The organism is Paenibacillus sambharensis, from assembly GCF_003233845.1.
Classification (GTDB): Bacteria; Bacillota; Bacilli; order Paenibacillales; family Paenibacillaceae; genus Paenibacillus_I; species Paenibacillus_I sambharensis.
The window spans coordinates 19,088-36,093 of record NZ_QKRB01000061.1; the positions used below are offsets into that span (position 1 = coordinate 19,088).

2 protein-coding genes are annotated in these 17,006 nt (G+C 59.4%); both read right to left on the reverse strand.

Translation table 11 applies throughout. The features are described 5' to 3' along the window. Positions 1-338: 338 nt before the first annotated feature. A complete protein-coding gene (locus DNH61_RS25405) occupies positions 339-4,931 on the reverse strand; it encodes a non-ribosomal peptide synthetase (protein ID WP_146241166.1) in 4,593 nt (1,530 codons plus the stop codon). Positions 4,932-5,054: 123 nt separating this feature from the next. Beyond that, complete coding sequence (locus DNH61_RS25410) at positions 5,055-16,997, reverse strand: non-ribosomal peptide synthetase (protein ID WP_111149769.1); 11,943 nt, start codon at positions 16,995-16,997, stop codon at positions 5,055-5,057. Positions 16,998-17,006: the final 9 nt, after the last annotated feature.

Genomic DNA, 17,006 nt, shown 5'->3' on the forward strand with positions numbered 1-17,006 from the left:
CCTTGTCCGTCAGGCCTTCTTATCCATCGGTCTCCTTGCCTACACGGTTTCCAAGTCACCAGGCTCGTATGGGCCTCCAGTAAGCTAAATTCCTGCAATAGTGCAGCTTTTTTTCTAACTCGAAGCCTTCAGCTTCCGAATTCCTGCAAAAGTGCATCCTTTCCCCCGGTATCCCACCTCCGGAGCCCATTACCGCCCTAATTCCTGCATATTTGCAGGCTTTTTCTATATCCTGAACCCCTTTGCAGAAAAGCCTGCACATTCGCAGGTTTTTCTCAGTTCTCTGTTCAGGTTTCTCCGGCTCAGGTTCTGCCAAGCCTTGATCAACCGCAGCTCTGTCAGAACTGGAACACCACATCATCAGTGAGCGTCCTGCCGACCGGCGCAGCAGGTTTGCTGCCCATAAGCGACAGCTCGCTGAGCTTCATATCCTGACTGGCGCATACCTGCCCCAGTACAGCGGTGAAATCCTCATGCATCGCCGCCACAGTCTGCTCCTTGAACAGGGAAACCGCATACTCCCAGCTGCAGTGCAGCTCACCCTCATGCTGCATCACCTGCAGCGTCAGGTCGAACTTGGAAACACCGGTATCCTGCTCAAGCGGCTCAATGCTCAGACCCTCTACTGACCGGGTTCCCATATCCATGGACTGCAGCACGAACGCCGCATCGAACAGCGGACCCCGGTCTGCACGTCTTGGCAGCTTCAGCCCCTTGACGATTTCCTCGAACGGATAATCTTGATGCTCCAGCGCACCAAGTGTATGCTCTCTCACTTCAGCCAGCAGCTCGCGGAAGGTTCGGTGCCCTGCGGGGCGGCTGCGGATGACGACGGTGTTGACGAACATGCCGACTACACCCTCCAGGTCCTCATGGGTTCTACCAGCTACCGGCGAACCAATGATCATGTCCTCCTGCCCCGTATAGCGGTATAGCAGGCTCTTCAGGCAGGCCAGCAGCACCATGAACAAGGTAGCCCCGTTCTCCGCTGCCGTTCGTTTTGCCGCTTCAGCCAGTGGTGCCGCAACAGCCGCCTCGACCCGTGCGCCGCGAAAATCCTGTACAGGCGGCCGCTTGTAATCGGCCGGCAGCTCCAGCCTCGGAAGCGTTCCCGACAGCATGCCAAGCCAGTAATCCCGCTTGCGGCTGTAGGCCGCCAGCGCAAGCTGCCCCTGCTGCCACTCCGCATAATCCTTATATCCAATCGGCAGCGGCTTCAGCTCCGCCCCTTCATACAGCGCAACCAGCTCATCCATGAAAATCCCCAGCGATGTGCCGTCCGTAATCAGATGATGCATATCGCACATGAAGAGGTAGCCGTCATCCTGATACTGGACAAGCTCCATCCGCAGCAGAGGAGGAACCGCCGTATCAAACGGCCGGATAAAGGAAGCAAAGCGCATGCGCAGCTTGCCCTTCAGCTGACCCGAATTCCCCCACTCTTCCGAGCGGATATCTTCAACCTTCAGCTCCAGGCTCACCTCAGGATGAATACGCTGAACCGGCCCCTGACCGGTAAAATGAAACGATGTACGAAACGCCTCGTGGCGGCTAATCAGCTGCCTCAGCGCCTGCCGGAACTGTTCTACATCCAGATTGCCGTGAAGAAGCAGTGCAATCGGGACATTGTACACATGGCTCTCGCCCATATACTGCTGCAGGGACAGCAGTGAACGCTGTGCGGCGGATACGGAATACTCTTCCTTTAGGGGTGCGGCCGGTATACGGTCCCCGGAGCCTGCGGCTGCCGCCGCTGACGCGATGACGTCCGCCATCTGATACAGCAGCGGACTCGCAAATACCGCCGAAACGGACAGCTCCGCCTGCAGAACCTTCTGCACCTTGGCAATCAGCTGAGTCACCTTGAGCGAATGACCGCCGAGCGCAAAGAAGTCGTCGTTTCTGCCGACTGCCTTCACCCGAAGCAGCTCCTTCCAGATTTCGGCCAGAGCTGCCTCTGTCTCCCCCTGAAGCTCTTCAGCAGCCGATTCCGGCCCGCCCAGCTTCGCAGGCTCCGGCAGCGCTGCACGGTCAACCTTGCCATTGCTCGTCAGCGGCAGCCGCTCCAGCCTTACGAATCCCGAAGGAATCATGTGAGGCGGCAGTGAGCCGCGCAGAAAGACCCGCAGCTCCGATACCGGAAGCTCGTCAGCCGCTGCATAATATGCGACTAATTCATGGTCGCGGTCCTCTGTTATGATGACGGTCACCACGACTTCACGCACGGCCGGGTGCCCAAGCAGATGATGCTCGATCTCCCCGGTTTCGATCCGGTAGCCCCGGATCTTGACCTGCTTATCCATCCGGCCGATATAATCAAGCCGGCCATCAGGCAGCCACCTGACCAGATCGCCTGTCCGGTACATCAGATGACCGGGGCGGAATGGATCCTCCACGAACCGTTCAGCTGTCATTTCCGGGTTGTTCAGGTACCCTCTGGCCACCCCGTCGCCGCCGACACACAGCTCTCCCGGCACGCCCGCCGGCTGCAGCTGCAGGCCTTCGCTCAGGACGTAGGCCGTCGAATGGCTGATCGGGTAACCGATCGGGATGGACGGGCCATCCTCCCGGCGGACCCTGCCGCATACCGAGAAGGTGGTATTTTCCGTGGGACCGTAGCCGTTAATAACCGCCAGACCCGGACAGGCATCCATGACCCTATGGACATGAACCGGCGACAGCGCATCCCCGCCGACGAGCAGCTGCTCCATGCCGCTGAACATCGCCGGATTATAGCGCGACAGCTGATTGAACAGTGGGGAGGTCAGCCACATAGTTGTTATGCCGCAGCTGCGGATCGTCTCCTCCAGTCTGGCAGCATCCAGAATAACGTCCTCGCCGGTTATGTAAAGCGTCATGCCGTTCAGTAGCGCGCCCCATATCTCGAATGTACAGGCGTCAAAAGCAACGGAGCCGGTCTGCAGAATCCGCCCGCCCGGCCTGAATTCCGCATAGTTCGTATTCTTCACCAGCCGGACCACGCTCCGGTGGTTGATCATCACACCCTTGGGCTTGCCCGTGGAGCCCGAGGTGTACATGACATAAGCCAGATCAAGAGGGCTGTTGACCGGTTCAAGCGGAGAGGCTGCAAGGTTCACACGATCAGCATCCAGCACTGGCATAATGTCCACACCAGACCCTTCGCCGCCGTAAGCGGCCTCAAGCCTGTTCCGCTCCATCCCGCTGTGTACCAGCAGCACATGTGCGCCGCTGTCCTCCAGCATGTAGCGGATGCGCTCCTTGGGATAAGCAGGATCAATGGGCAGGTAGGCCCCTCCGGCTTTGAGCACGGCCAGCGAGCCCAGCACCATCTCAGCTGATCGAGGTGCCATAATGCCGACCAGCTGATCCCGTTCTACACCCTTGGCACGCAGCTCCCTGGCAAGGCGGCTGCTCTCTTCCTCAAGCTGGCGGTATGTCCACTTCCTGCTGCCTTCGACGATTGCCAGCCCGTCCGGATCAAGCTCCGCCTGCAGGGCATACAGCTCCTGAACCGTCTTGTCTTTCGGGTAGCCAGCTGACTCAGGATTACAGCTATCTACAAGCTGCCGGGCCTCCTCCTCCGTCACTAGCACCAGCGACTGGACCGGAAGCTCCGGATTAGCGGCGAGCTGGCGTGCAGCCGTCTCCAGATGGCCGCCTATGCGGCGGACAAAACCAGCGTCGTAACACGCCGCGTTATACAGGAATTTAACAGACAGCTCCCTGCCGGGATGAATGATGACGTTAAAATCATAGTTGGTCTGGTAATGAATCTCGAACTCGCCGACCGTGAAATCAACCGTTTTGTCTGACGGGACAGCCTGCACAGAAGACTCACCGCCACTGACCAAGCCCGGCTCCTGCCCGCTGTCAGCTTGGCCGGGGACATTTTCGAACACAACGATATGGTTAATCAGCTCATTCTTAAGCGGCGAGAGCGCCTGAATGTCGGCAAGCGACAGGTAAGCGCGCTCCTGCGCCCGCACCAGATCCTCCTGCAGACGCTGCATGACGGCCGATGCCGGCTCCTCCCCGTCTGCCCGCATGCGGACCGGCACGGTGTTAATGAACAGCCCGATCATGCCTTCGATGCCTGTAACTTCAGGCGGCCTGCCGGATACGACCGAGCCGAACACAACATCGCCGGAGTAATTGTAGCGTTGCAGCAGCAGCCCCCACAGCGATTGCGCGACAGCACTAAGCGTAATGCCCCGCTCCCTTGCCAGCTGCCCCAGGCGGCCGGTAAGCTCCGCATCCAGACGGCATTCATGCTCCCCCTGCTCGTAAACGCTGGATTCGGAGTGCTGCTTCGGTACAAACGATGCTTCATCCGCACCTTCCAGATAGCCGGTCCAATAGGCCCTGGCTTCATCCGCATCCTGCCGCTCCAGCCACTGCACATAAGAGCTGTATGGATAAACCGGGTCAAGCTTCGGCTCCGCGCCGGTCTCGCACTGCCGGTAGAACTGGAGGAAATCCCCGAACAGAATGCCCGAGCACCAGCCATCCATGATGATGTGGTGGTAGCTCCATACGACCCGGAAGCTGTCCGGCCCGGTCTGCAGCACCGCAATCCGCATGGGAATGTCCCGGGTCAGATCGAATCCGGCTAACCGGTCCTGTTTCTTGAAAGCTTCTATATATCCGGCCTGCGCATCCGGTCCCAGCTCCGCAATGGATTCATACCGGATTCGTGCCTTCCGCCCGCGCAGCACAATCTGAATCGGCCGCTCGACCTTGCTGTATTTAAACACCGTCCGCAGCACTTCATGCCGTTCAATCAGCCGGTTGAAGCTCTGTTCCATATAGGCGATATTCAGCAGGCCTCTGGCCTCGAAGACCAGCTGCTCCACGTAAGCACCGCCCGCCTCCTTAATGGCATGGAACAGCATGCCTTCCTGCATCGGTGTCAGCGGGTAAATCTTCTGAATGTCTGCTTTACCTGCCATAACCTTCAGCACCTGCCTCTCTTAAAACCGTGCCGGGAGCCGCTTATACAGCGGCATCCGGCATCGAATTGCCCTAATCTTGCCCAGCAGCGGTCAGCGGCGGTATACAACCCAGCCGAACCCCTAATCGTCCAGCAGATCCGCCAGCTCGGCTGACAGCTCGTCAAACTCTTCAAGCGACAGTGCTTCGTAGCCCACATCCGTCGGAGTCTGTTCTGTTCCGGTCTGCTGCATGCAGTGCCGGATCAGCACCTCAAGCTGATGCAGGTAGGCATCCATAAATCCACGGATCGTCCCTTCCCTGAATTCATGCCTGTTGTACGTCACAGCGACAGCAAGCTGTCCGTTCTCTATTACAGCCGCTATATCGAGCGCATACTCGCTCGTATTGCCGCCGCTCGATTCATAACCGCCCGAATAGGCCGATGGCTCGAACATGCCTGTTGCAAGATCATTGTCGAACTGCCCGAGATAGTTGAATACAATTTCCGGCGCCTGAGGCTCTGCCGCAGCCCCCTCATCCCCGGACAAGGGACGGTAGAGCTGTCTATACCTGCCGTAGCCTGCACCCTTGTTCGGAATCCTCCGGAGCGCTTCCTTCATCCGGCGAATCCGGATGCCCGGCGCTTCCGGTCTTTCCTCCCCTTCTGCTTCCAGCAGGACCGGGAACACCGAGGTGAACCAGCCGACCGTCCGGTTCACATTCATCTCCGGCAGCAGCTCCTCCCGGCCATGCCCTTCCATGGCGATCCGGTGCAGGCTGCAGCCCGTCCAGCGGGTCAGTGCAGCGGCAAGCGCCGTCAGCAGCAGATCATTAATCTCCGTATTGTAGGCGTGGTGGACGGATGTCAGCAGGTCCCGGGTCAGCCAAGCAGGAAGTGTATTCTGCAGCACTGCCGAATCCTGCAGCAGTCTCGGTCCATTCAGCCTGCTGTCACGAGGCAGCGGCGGCACGGCAGTCTGGTCCTGCGCCTGCCAGTAACCGGCTTCCGCCTTCATCGCCTTGTCAGTACCATAGGCCTCCAGCAGCTCTGACCACCTCTGGTAGGACACCGTTTTGTCCGGCAGACGGATTGCCGTTTGCTGCTCCAGCTGGCGCATAGCCAGCTCGAAGTCCTCCAGCAAGATACGCCACGACACGCCGTCCACCACCAAGTGGTGAATAGCCGCCAGCAGATGGTCTCCGCTGTCTGTCCGGAATAGGCCGACCCGTACCAGCGGACCTGTCCATATATCCATACTCCGCTGAATACTGCCAGCGAGCTCATGAACAGCCTCTGCCTCCTGCTCCTTCGTTAAGCCTGAGCCGCGAAGCTCATGAACCGTGAGCTGCAGGAGCGACTGCTCGTCCTCATCAATCCCCCGGTTATAAGCGGTTATGCCATCATTTCCATGCCGGAAAATCATCCGCAGCGCATCGTGATGCTTCACGATCGCGAGCCAAGCCTGCTTCACTGCCTGTTCATCGAAGCCGCCATCCCGGTAGAGCATGACGGATTGATTATAGTGTGAAGGCTCCGCATGCCCCGCCTCGAAGAAGCTCTCCTGAATTGGGGTCAGCCTCACCTCACCCTGCACCGGCCCCTGGCTGGCAGCCGTCTGTGCTGCCTTCACGTACAGGCTTAGCTGCGCGATCTGCGGGTACTGGAACAGATCTCTCATCTCCAGCTTGAGGCCGTGACTGTACAGACGCGAAACGACCTGGATCGCTTTAATGGAATCGCCGCCGATGCTGAAGAAGTGGTCGCGGGTGCCGACGCGCTCCAGCCCCAGTACATCTGCCCAGACAGCGGCCAAAGCTTCCTCGGTACCGCTGCGCGGCGCTTCATAGCCGCCGCTGTCCGCCTGCAGGCCGGAATCAGGAGATGGCAGCGCCTTGCGGTCCACCTTGCCGTTCGGCGACAGCGGCATCCGGTCAAGGAACAGGATGACAGCCGGGATCATATAATCCGGCAGCTGCTGAGCCAAGCTGCTCCGTATTGCTTCCGCCGTAAGGGTCTCGGGCCTTGCCTCCAGCATCTGCGGGTCGATCTCGATGTAAGCACAGAGCGCCTGGTTGCCCTGCTTATCCGTAAAATCCGTAACGACCGCTTCGCGTACACCCGTGTATCCGGTCAGCCTGGCCTCAATCTCGCCTAGCTCGATCCGGAATCCGCGAATCTTCACCTGATAATCCCGGCGGCCATAGAATTCAATCGTTCCATCCGGCAGCCAGCGTCCGAGATCGCCTGTGCGGTATAGACGCACGCCCGGATCTTCTGTAAACGGATCGTCCATGAACACCGCTTCCGTCCGCTGCTTATCGTTCAGATAGCCGCGCCCTACGCCAATGCCCGATACACAGATTTCGCCTACCGCGGCAACCGGACACAGCCGCATCCGTTCGTCCACAACGTAGAGATTCATGTTCGGAATCGGGCGGCCAACCGGTATGTTCGCCGTATCCGGAAGGCTTGTCATCACGTATTGGCTGACATCATCCGACGCCTCCGCCGGCCCGTAAGCATTGATCATCGGAATATCCGGGCACAGCTCGAACCATCTGCCGACCATCGCCGGCTTTACCGTCTCACCGGTTATCATCAGATACCTTAGGTCTTCAAGCCTGTGCCCGCCTGCTTCCATGACATCCATTAAGACCGCAAGATAGGAAGGGACGACCTCCAGAATGCTTACCTTATCCTCCTGCAGCCGGCTGACCAGCTGCTCCGGCTCCATAATGAGCGTATTCGGATAGATGGCTGTTGTGCCGCCGACCAGCAGTGCAGCGAAGAACTGCCAGACCGAGACGTCGAAGCAGTGGCTCGCATTCTGGGCCAGCACGGTTCCGCCGCTGATGCCAAGCTCATCAATCTCCGCCAGCATATGATTGAGCATGCCCGCATGCTCGATCATCGTGCCCTTCGGTGTGCCCGTGGAGCCTGATGTATAGATAACGTAGGCCAAATCTTCGCCGGACACCTCCAGCTCCAGATTATCCGGCGACTCAGCGCCGATCTGGGCCCCCAGCTTATCCATGCACAGCATATTCACGCCCGTAAGACCGACAGCCAGCTGCAGCTTGTCCGCATACGCTGCCTTCGTCATGACATAGCGCGCGCCTGATTCCCGAAGGATCGTGAGCTGCCTTTCAACCGGATAGTCCGGGTCAACCGGCACATAGGCGCCGCCCGCCTTCCAGATCGCCAGATAAGCTTCAAGCATCTGCGGGGAGCGTTCGAGCAGGACCGCGACCAGCTCTTCCTTTTGAGCTCCCGCCTTGCGCAGGTAATGCGCCATTCTGTTCGCGCTCTCGTTCACCGACCCGTAGCTGACTTTCTCATCGCCGAAAATAACAGCGGTCTGCTCCGGATGAAGGGCAGCCTGCGCTTCGATCAGCCGGTAAGCCGGCACGTCGAGCGGATAGTCGGCCCGCCTGCCTCTCGAAAGCTGCAGAAGCCCGGCTTGCCCGGATTCGCCCGGCACCTGAATTTCACCAATTCGAACCTCCGGATCTGCCGTTACCTGGCCCGCAAGCTCAAGCAGGTAAGAAGCTGCCTGTTCGATAAGACGAGGGTCATATACGGCTGCGTTATACGTAAATTTGATCTGGAGCGTCTCCTCTGGAATGACCGTCAGATCCAGGTCGTAGTTCGTCTGCTCGAAGATCTCGACATCCGTAATGGACAGCGCGAGCCCGTCTTCCCCGCCCGCCTGCTCCATCTGCTGGCCGACCGGATAATTCTCATAGACCATGATCATGTCCACCAGATCCTGCTTCAGGGCTGATGCACTCTGAATCTCTGCCAGCGGCATAAACTCATGTGCTCTCGAAGCAATGGACGCCTCCTGAACCTTCTCCAGCAGACCGCTGAACCGCTGCTCATCCTCTGACTGAATCCGGACAGGAACTGTATTAATGAAAAGGCCGACCATCGTTTCAATGCCGCTGATTTCCGGCGGCCTGCCGGATACAACCGAGCCGAATACCACATCATCCGTTCCGTTGTACCGCTGCAGAATAAGTCCCCACAGCGTCTGAAGAACGGTATACATGGTCACACGCTGCTGTCTGGCCAGCCGCTCCAGCTGCCGTGTCAGCACTTTGCCAAATTCAAGCGTGTACTCCCGCTTGATGTAGCAGCCTTCGCCCTTGCGCGTACGCGGCAGTGAAGCTTGGCGGCTGTAGCCCTGCAGGGCATTCCGCCAATACGCCAGCCCATCTTCCTTGTCCACGCCCTCCAGCCACCTGATATAGTCGGCGTAAGGCTTCGCAGGCTCCAGTCTCAGCTCCGTGCCCTCAACAAGCGCGCGGTAAGCTTCGAGCAGATCACCGGTAACCGTCTCCATGCACCAGCCGTCCATCACGATATGATGGTGGCTCCACAGCACTTGGTAAGCATCGTCCTCAATCTGCAGCAGCGTCATGCGCATCAGGACGCCTTCCGCCAGATCGAAGCCCTGCTCCCGGTCCAGCCGCTTGGCAAGCTCCACCTGCTCCTGCTGCTGAGACTTACTCATTTGCCGGAGATCCCTTAGCTCTATAGAGACATCGCGATGCCTGCGGACAACCTGCTGCGGAACCGCAACGCCCTCATACACGAATGCCGTCCGGAAAATATCATGCCTGCGCAGCAGCTCATTGAAGCTCAGCTCAAACTTTGCAAAATCCAGCTTCCCCTTCAGCACAAAGGCAAACTGTTCAAAATAAGCCTCCGATCCAGCATTCATCAGTGAGTGGAACAGCAGTCCCGATTGCATAGGCGAGAGCGGGTACACCTGCTCCATGTCCGGATAGCGCCGTTCAATCCGCTCGAGCTCGGCGATGGACAAGGTCCGGCTGCCGTAATCACTTGGTGTCCGCTCGGGCGACTCCTTACTGGCACAATGCTCAATGAGCTGCTCCAGCCGCTTCCTGTAGCCCTCCGCAAACTGCCGGATTGTCGCTTCCCTGTATGCGTCCCCGTTGTAATGAACCGTCATCTCCAGGCTTCCGCCCGTAATGATGCCGGTCAGGTCCAGCTTGCTGCGCCTGATGGCATGCGGATGCACCGGGCTCCCCATAGGCAGCGGAGAGACGCCGAACACGCCGGTCTCCACTTCCTGGTCGAACTGTCCCAGGTAATTAAAGCTGATCTCCGGCTCCGGCAGCGCCGGTACGGAGGCAGCCCCTTCATCCCGTTGAGCCATATATTTCAGCAGGCCATAACCAAGCCCTTTGTCCGGAATTTGCCGCAGCTGCTCCTTCACACGCTTCACATAGGCGGACAGCCCGCTGTGCGCGGCATCCCGGTCATCCAGCCCCTGCAGCTCCAGCGCAACCGGATATACGGCGGTGAACCAGCCGACCGTGCGGCTGATATTCACGTCCCGCCTAATGTCCTCGCGTCCGTGGCCCTCAAGCTCCACCAGCAGCCGGTCCATCCCGCACCAGTCCCTGCAGGCCAGCCCCAGAGCAGCAAGCAGCAGATCATTCGTATCGGTTCCGTATGCATGGTGGGCACGTCTTAGCAGCTTGACGGTCAATTCCTCCGTCAGACGGACGGAGTACGAACGCGCCCGGTGCACGCTGTTATCTGCAGGCTCTAGATCTGTCGGCAGCGTCCCATACTGACGTTCTGCAATCGCCCGCCAGTATGCCGCCTGTTTGTGAAAATCACTGCTTCGGCTGTAAGCCGCAAGCTCCTCCGCCCAATACTGGAAGGAATCGGTCTTGCCCGGCAGCTCCAGCGGCTCGCCGCTTGCTGCCTGACCATGGAGCGTCAGAATATCCTCGAACAGAATCCGCCACGAGACACCATCGACTGCCAAGTGATGAATCGCAATGAGCAGGTGATCTCCCTCAGTGGTTTGGAACAAGCCCAGCTGTACCAGCGGCCCCTCCTCTAGCGAGATGCTGCCCTGCAGCATATCCGCTTCCTTGGCAACCAGCTCCGCCGGATCGGCAACATGGCGGAAATTGCGTACAATCAGCTTGCAGCTGGTGTGTTCCGGTCCCTTGTTGTACAACCGCAAGCGGTCTTCACCACCGGTCTGCGCGCGGGACAATACCAAACGCAGCGCGTCATGATGCCGGGTCAGCTTGTCAAAAATCCTGCGGACAGTATCCGCGGCAATGCCTTCACGGAAGTGAAGCATGACCGACTGGTTATAGTGATGCCTGACTTCCGCCGGCTGCTCCATAAACCGGTGAATGATAGGCGTGAATGTAACCTCTCCCTCGACCGGCCCTTGGCTGATCACCCGGTTAGCCGCGGTAATATGCTTGCTCATTCCGGCAATTGTCGGATGCTTCATCACATTCTTCAGTTCGATCCGCAGCCCCTGTGCATGCAGGCGGGAGGATACCTGGATCGCCTTGATTGAATCGCCGCCAAGCTCGAAGAAATGATCATGGATGCCAGGACTCACAACCCCAAGCACCTGCTCCCAGATCTGCGCAAGCGTCTTCTCCAGCGCACTGCCCGGCGGTGTATAGCCGCCTTCAGCTGCTGCGCCGCTGCCTGGTGCAGGCAGCCCCTTACGGTCCAGCTTGCCGTTAGCGGTAAGCGGCATACGCTCCAGCTGCGTGAAGCTCGACGGGATCATATAATCCGGCAGCGTCTCGGCCAGCCAGCTCCGCAGCTGCGATACAGACAGCTTGCCGTGTGCGGTCAGATATGCGGCAAGGCTGGTCCGGCCTTCGCGGTCCGGATAAGGGACAACCGCCGCTTCCGCAACCGCTTCATGGGCAAGCAGCTTGGCCTCGATGCCGCCCGGCTCCACACGGTAGCCGCGGATTTTGGCCTGGCCGTCGGCCCGGCCTTGGAAGGCGATCATGCCTTCCCCGGTGCAGCAGCCGAGGTCCCCCGTCCGGTACAGCCGCTGCAGCCGGCCGAGCACCTCCGCCGTAACGAATCTCTCCGCCGTCAGCTCCGGCATGCCCAGATAGCCCTCAGCCAGTCCTTCGCCGGCGACATACAGCTCGCCGGTTACACCCGGACGAAGCGGCTGCAGCTGGTTATCCAGCACATAGATGCGTGTATGATCGATGGCTCTGCCGAGCACAGGCTGTCGCTTGAAGGCTGCCCATTGTTCTTGGTCAGAAGGGATCATTCCAGCCGCACAGCCGATTGTGGTCTCGGAAGGCCCGTAATGATTCATGAATGCCGTGTTCGGGAACTGCTGGCGGAACCGCTCCACATCACCCGGGTGCAGCGCTTCGCCGCCAAGCACAACCAGCCTTAGCGCATCCAGGCGGCTGTGCGCCAGCTTGTAGCTCTGCACCAGCGTCCCGAAGAGGGACGGCGTCATTTTTACCATCGTAATCCGCTGTTCCTCCAGGTAAGCCAGCAGCTGTCCCGGATCGCTGTACACATCCTTGACCGGAAGATGCAGCCCGCTTCCAGCGCACAGCGCAGGGAATACGGCCGTATAGCCCAGGTCGAAGCTGTAGGAGGACAGCAGCGCCGTGCTGTCTTCGCTGCCCAGCCGCACGCTGCGGATGAACCAGCTGACGTAGTTGGCCAAGCCCCGGTGCTTGATGACCACTCCTTTGGGCGTGCCCGTTGTTCCCGAGGTATAGATGATATAAGCGGGTTCGTCCAGCTGCGGTGCCTCCGGATTCTCCATCCCTGAACTCTCCAGCTCGCCGCCTTCTGCGCACAGCTTGCCGAAATCCAGTACCTCACAGCCTGCAGGCTGTACGCCCGCAAGCGTGCCGTCTGCTGTCAGCACCGCCTTGCTGCGGCTGTCCTCCAGCACAAACGCTGTGCGCTCCGCCGGATTAGCAGGGTCGACCGGCACATAAGCCGCACCGGACTTCAGAACCGCAAGCATGGCTGCCGCCATCCGCACGCCGGGCTCGAATACGAGCGCCACCCGGTCGCCACGGCCAATGCCGCGCGCCGTCAAGGCGCGTGCCGCCTTGTCCGCCGCATCGCTAAGCTCCGAATAGGTCAGCTTCTGCCCTCCGCTGACGGCAGCTGTCTGCATCGGCTGAAGCCGTGCCTGCTCTTCGACCATCGCCGTAACCGTCCGTGCACTAATCGTCTCCGGCTGCGGGCCTGCAGCCGCTTCCCGAAGCCACTCAAGCTCTTCCTCTGCCAACAGCATTTCCTTACGGAAAGGAGCCGCCTCCTCCCGGACTGCCAGTTCCGCGCCGCGCACGTAGCTGTCGGCCAGGTTCATTACGTCCCGCTGTGTGAATACACGCGTGCTGTACATGAAGCTGAGCTTGATCTCCCCTTCGTGGTGAACAACAGTGAAGTCCAGCAGAATATCGTTGCGCACGAAGCCCTCCACCTGGATGCCATTCCCGCTCTGCGCGCCTGCCCGGGGGTCAAGGTCGTTATAGACATGGAAATCGATATAGTTGAAAAAGGTATCAAAGAGCGGCTGCCCGTCACCGGATGCAGCGCCTGCCGTCTTCATCACTTCCGCGAGCGGCAGGCGGCCGTAGTGCTTCAGCTCCTTCAGCTTGGCATCCGTCCGGACCAGCAGATCCCGCCATGTATCGCCGGCTTCAATCCGCTGCCGGACAGGCACCGTATTCAGGAAGCAGCCCAGCAGCCGGTCCGCATCCTCGGCGGCAGGACGGTTGTGCTCCACCATGCCTGTCAGGAGGTCGTTATCCCTGCTCATCAGGCTCATGACAGCGGTATACAGGGCAAAGCAGACATGCTTCAGGCTGGTCTGGTGGCGGTTTGCCAGCTTGGCCAGCTCCCGGCTTATTTCGCCGCTTAATGGATGCTCGTAAAATGCCGTCTGTCCCGGCTCTTCGGTATTCCGTACCGGCAGCTCCAGTCGCTTGTATTCATCCAGCTCCCGCGACCAGTATGCCTTCATGTCCGCATCCCTGCGGATGGCACGCTGCTCGGTTACAAAGGTCTTATATGAGCTTTGCAGCGGCTGGAACGAAGCTGCCGGTCCGCCGCCAGTCTTCAAGGCATAATAAGCGTTCGTTAGCTCGGTTACGAAGGCCGCCACACTCCAGCCGTCCAGGATAGCATGGTGGCAGATGAACAGCAGAATATATCTGCTGCGGTCAAGCTGGAATATGCATGTCCGCCAGAGCGGCTGTCCCAGCTCAAAGCCCCGCTGCCTGTCTGTCTCCATATAAGCGTCGATGCGTTTCTGCTGGTCAGCCGGCTGAAGCCCGGTAAGATCAACCGTCTCCATCTCCGGCTCATAGGCCGACAGCACGATCTGCACCGGCTCCCGGAAGGACTGCAGGTCGAATACCGTACGGAGGATGCCGTGCTTGCGGGCCATTCCCGCAAGGGCAGCCTTAAGCATTGTCCCGTCATAAGACTCATCCTCCAGCGGAAAAGGCATCTGGTCGTGATAATGCGCTTCTTCCGGATTCTTCAGGTTGTCATAGATCATCCCCGCCTGAATATCGCTCATCGGGAACAGATCTTCCCAGCCTGCGGGCAGGAGAGCTGATAATGCGTCATCGCCGCAGATTTCCTGCTTGAGATGCGCAAGCTCTTCTGCCGCTTCCTGCAGGTGAGGGCCCGTCCCTTCCCCGCCTGCAGCCTCCAGGTGCGCGGCCAAATCCCGAATCACAGGATGCATATACAGGTCCTTGATCTGCAGCTGCACGCCTGTTGTGTCGCTAATGCTGCCGATCAGCCGCAGCGCACGGATCGAGTCGCCTCCGAGTCCGAAGAAGCTGTCCTCCGCGCCAACCCGCTCCAGGCCGAACAGCTCCTGGTAAAGCCCGCACAGCCTCGCTTCCATGCTGGTGGCTGGCGCTGTATAGCTTGCCTCTTCGCCCGCCCGGCTGAATGGGTCCGGCAGCCGGCGGCGGTCAACCTTGCCGTTGCCGGTAAGAGGGATATTTTCAAGTTGAATAACCGAGGACGGCACCATATAGTCCGGCAGATAGCCGAATGCGTATTGCCGCATGTCCGAGCTGGCAAGCGGCTCGTCGGAAGCGTAGTAGACGCAGATATGCGTCTGCCCGCCCGCGTCATCGGCCGCGATTGCGATTGCTTCCTTCACAGAAGGGTGGCGCATGAAGACCGACTCCACCTCGCCGAGCTCAATGCGGTGTCCTCTAATCTTCACCTGATGGTCAATTCGCCCGTAATATTCCATGTCGCCGTCCAGGCGGATTTTGGCTAGGTCTCCTGTCCGGTAGAGACGTTCCCCCGGCTTGTGGGGATGGTCGATGAAGCGCTCCGCTGTCAGCTCCTGACGGTTCAGGTAGCCCCGTCCCACGCCCGCTCCGCCGACATACAGCTCGCCGACCACGCCGGCGGGCACCAGTCTGCCGCTGCCGTCCATGATATAGGCTGCAAGCGTAGGAATCGGTTTGCCGATGTTGCTGGCATTTACGTCAATATCCCGGCTCGTCAGCTCCTTATAAGTGACATGCACGGTCGTTTCCGTTATCCCGTACATATTCACGAGCTTCGTATCCGGACAGAGCTGCCGGAACGGCGCGAGCATAGCCGGCTTCAGCGCTTCCCCGCCGAATATGACATAGCGGAGCGCGAGACCATGCGCGGCTTCGGCACCTGAACGCCTGAGCTCCTCGACCACGTAGTAAAACGCCGTCGGAGTCTGGTTCAGCACGGTCACCTGCTCCTGCCGGAGCAGCTCCGTAAACTGCCTCGGGTCTCTGGCCGTTTCCTTCGGTACCACAACAACCCTTCCGCCGTACAGCAGCGCGCCGTACATCTCCCAAACCGAGAAATCGAAGCAGATGGAGTGGAACAGCGTCCACACATCATCGCTGCCGAAGTCAAAGGCGAAGGAGTCGTTGAATAGCAGGCGGATTACATTACGATGCTCGATCATGACGCCCTTCGGTCTTCCCGTCGTACCCGATGTATAGATGATGTAGCACAAGTGATCCGGCGCATTCACAGAGGGCGGGTTGCTGCAGCGGGCATCCAGCCGGTCTGTGTCCGAGAGGTCAATGACTGTGCCTGTAAAATCAAAACCCGCCGCTCCCGCAGACCCGCTGCCGCTTGTGACCAGATAAGCCGCGCCGCTGTCGTCCAAAGTGTAAGCAATCCGGTCAGCCGGATAGTCCGGGTCAACCGGGACATAAGCGCCGCCTGCTTTCAGAATCCCCAGCATGGCAATTAGCATATCCTCGGACCGGTCCATCATGACCGCAACAAGCGCTTCAGGAGCGAGTCCCCCCGCACGCAGCGTCCAGGCCAGCCGATTCGCCCGTTCGTTCAGCTCCCGGTATGTCAGAGCGCGCCCTTCACAGGTTACGGCCAGGTGGTCCGGATGCTTCGCCGCCACCCATTCAAACCGTCCGTGCAGCGTCAGCTCCTCGGGATAGGAGGCAGTCAGATGGCTGCTGCCGTGCAACAGCCGCTGTCTCTCTTCCTCACCGATCACTTCGATTTGGCCGATCGCCGCCCCCGGGTCGGCAAGCGCCGCTTCGTAGAAGCGGAACAGATGCCCGGCCAGCTGTGCCACGTATGCTTCACTGTACAGTTCTGTGTTGTAGCTGAGACGCAGGGAGATGCCGCCGTCGCCGTAGTAAAAGCCAAATATCAGGTCGGAATGGATGGCGGCAAGATGCTCAGGCTGATGAACGCCGTCCATATAGACAGCCGTTGTCCACTCCGGCAGACTGTCCGCCCCGGCATGGCCGAGGAGCGTCAACAGCTCCGCAAACGGGATGCTTTTGTGCTCATCCGCCTCCATGACCAGACTGCGGTTCTTCATCAGCCATTCCCTGTAGGTCAGCTGGCCCTCCACCATTATGCGAAGAGGAAGACATGCCGCTTCCATCCCTGCAGAGGCATCCGAACGCCTGTGAAAGCCCGGCATCGCCACCATTACGTCTTCCGTCCCGCCATAATAGGCAAGCAGCCACGTTACACCGGACAGAAGGATCATATACATTCCGGCTTCGGAGTGTTTGGCCGCGGCGATGATTCTGGCCGCGACCTCAGGCGGAATCCGCTCCGCCATACCTTCCATCGCCTGCCCGGCTTCCCGGGAACGAGGCTGATCCCCCGGGATGGAGCTGAACAGCGGTCCGTCTTCCAGCCGCTCCTGCCAATAGGCCAGCTCCTTGCGGATCCGATCCCGCGTTACAGCTGTCCGGGATGGAATTTGCGTTTCATTCATGAAGGCTCC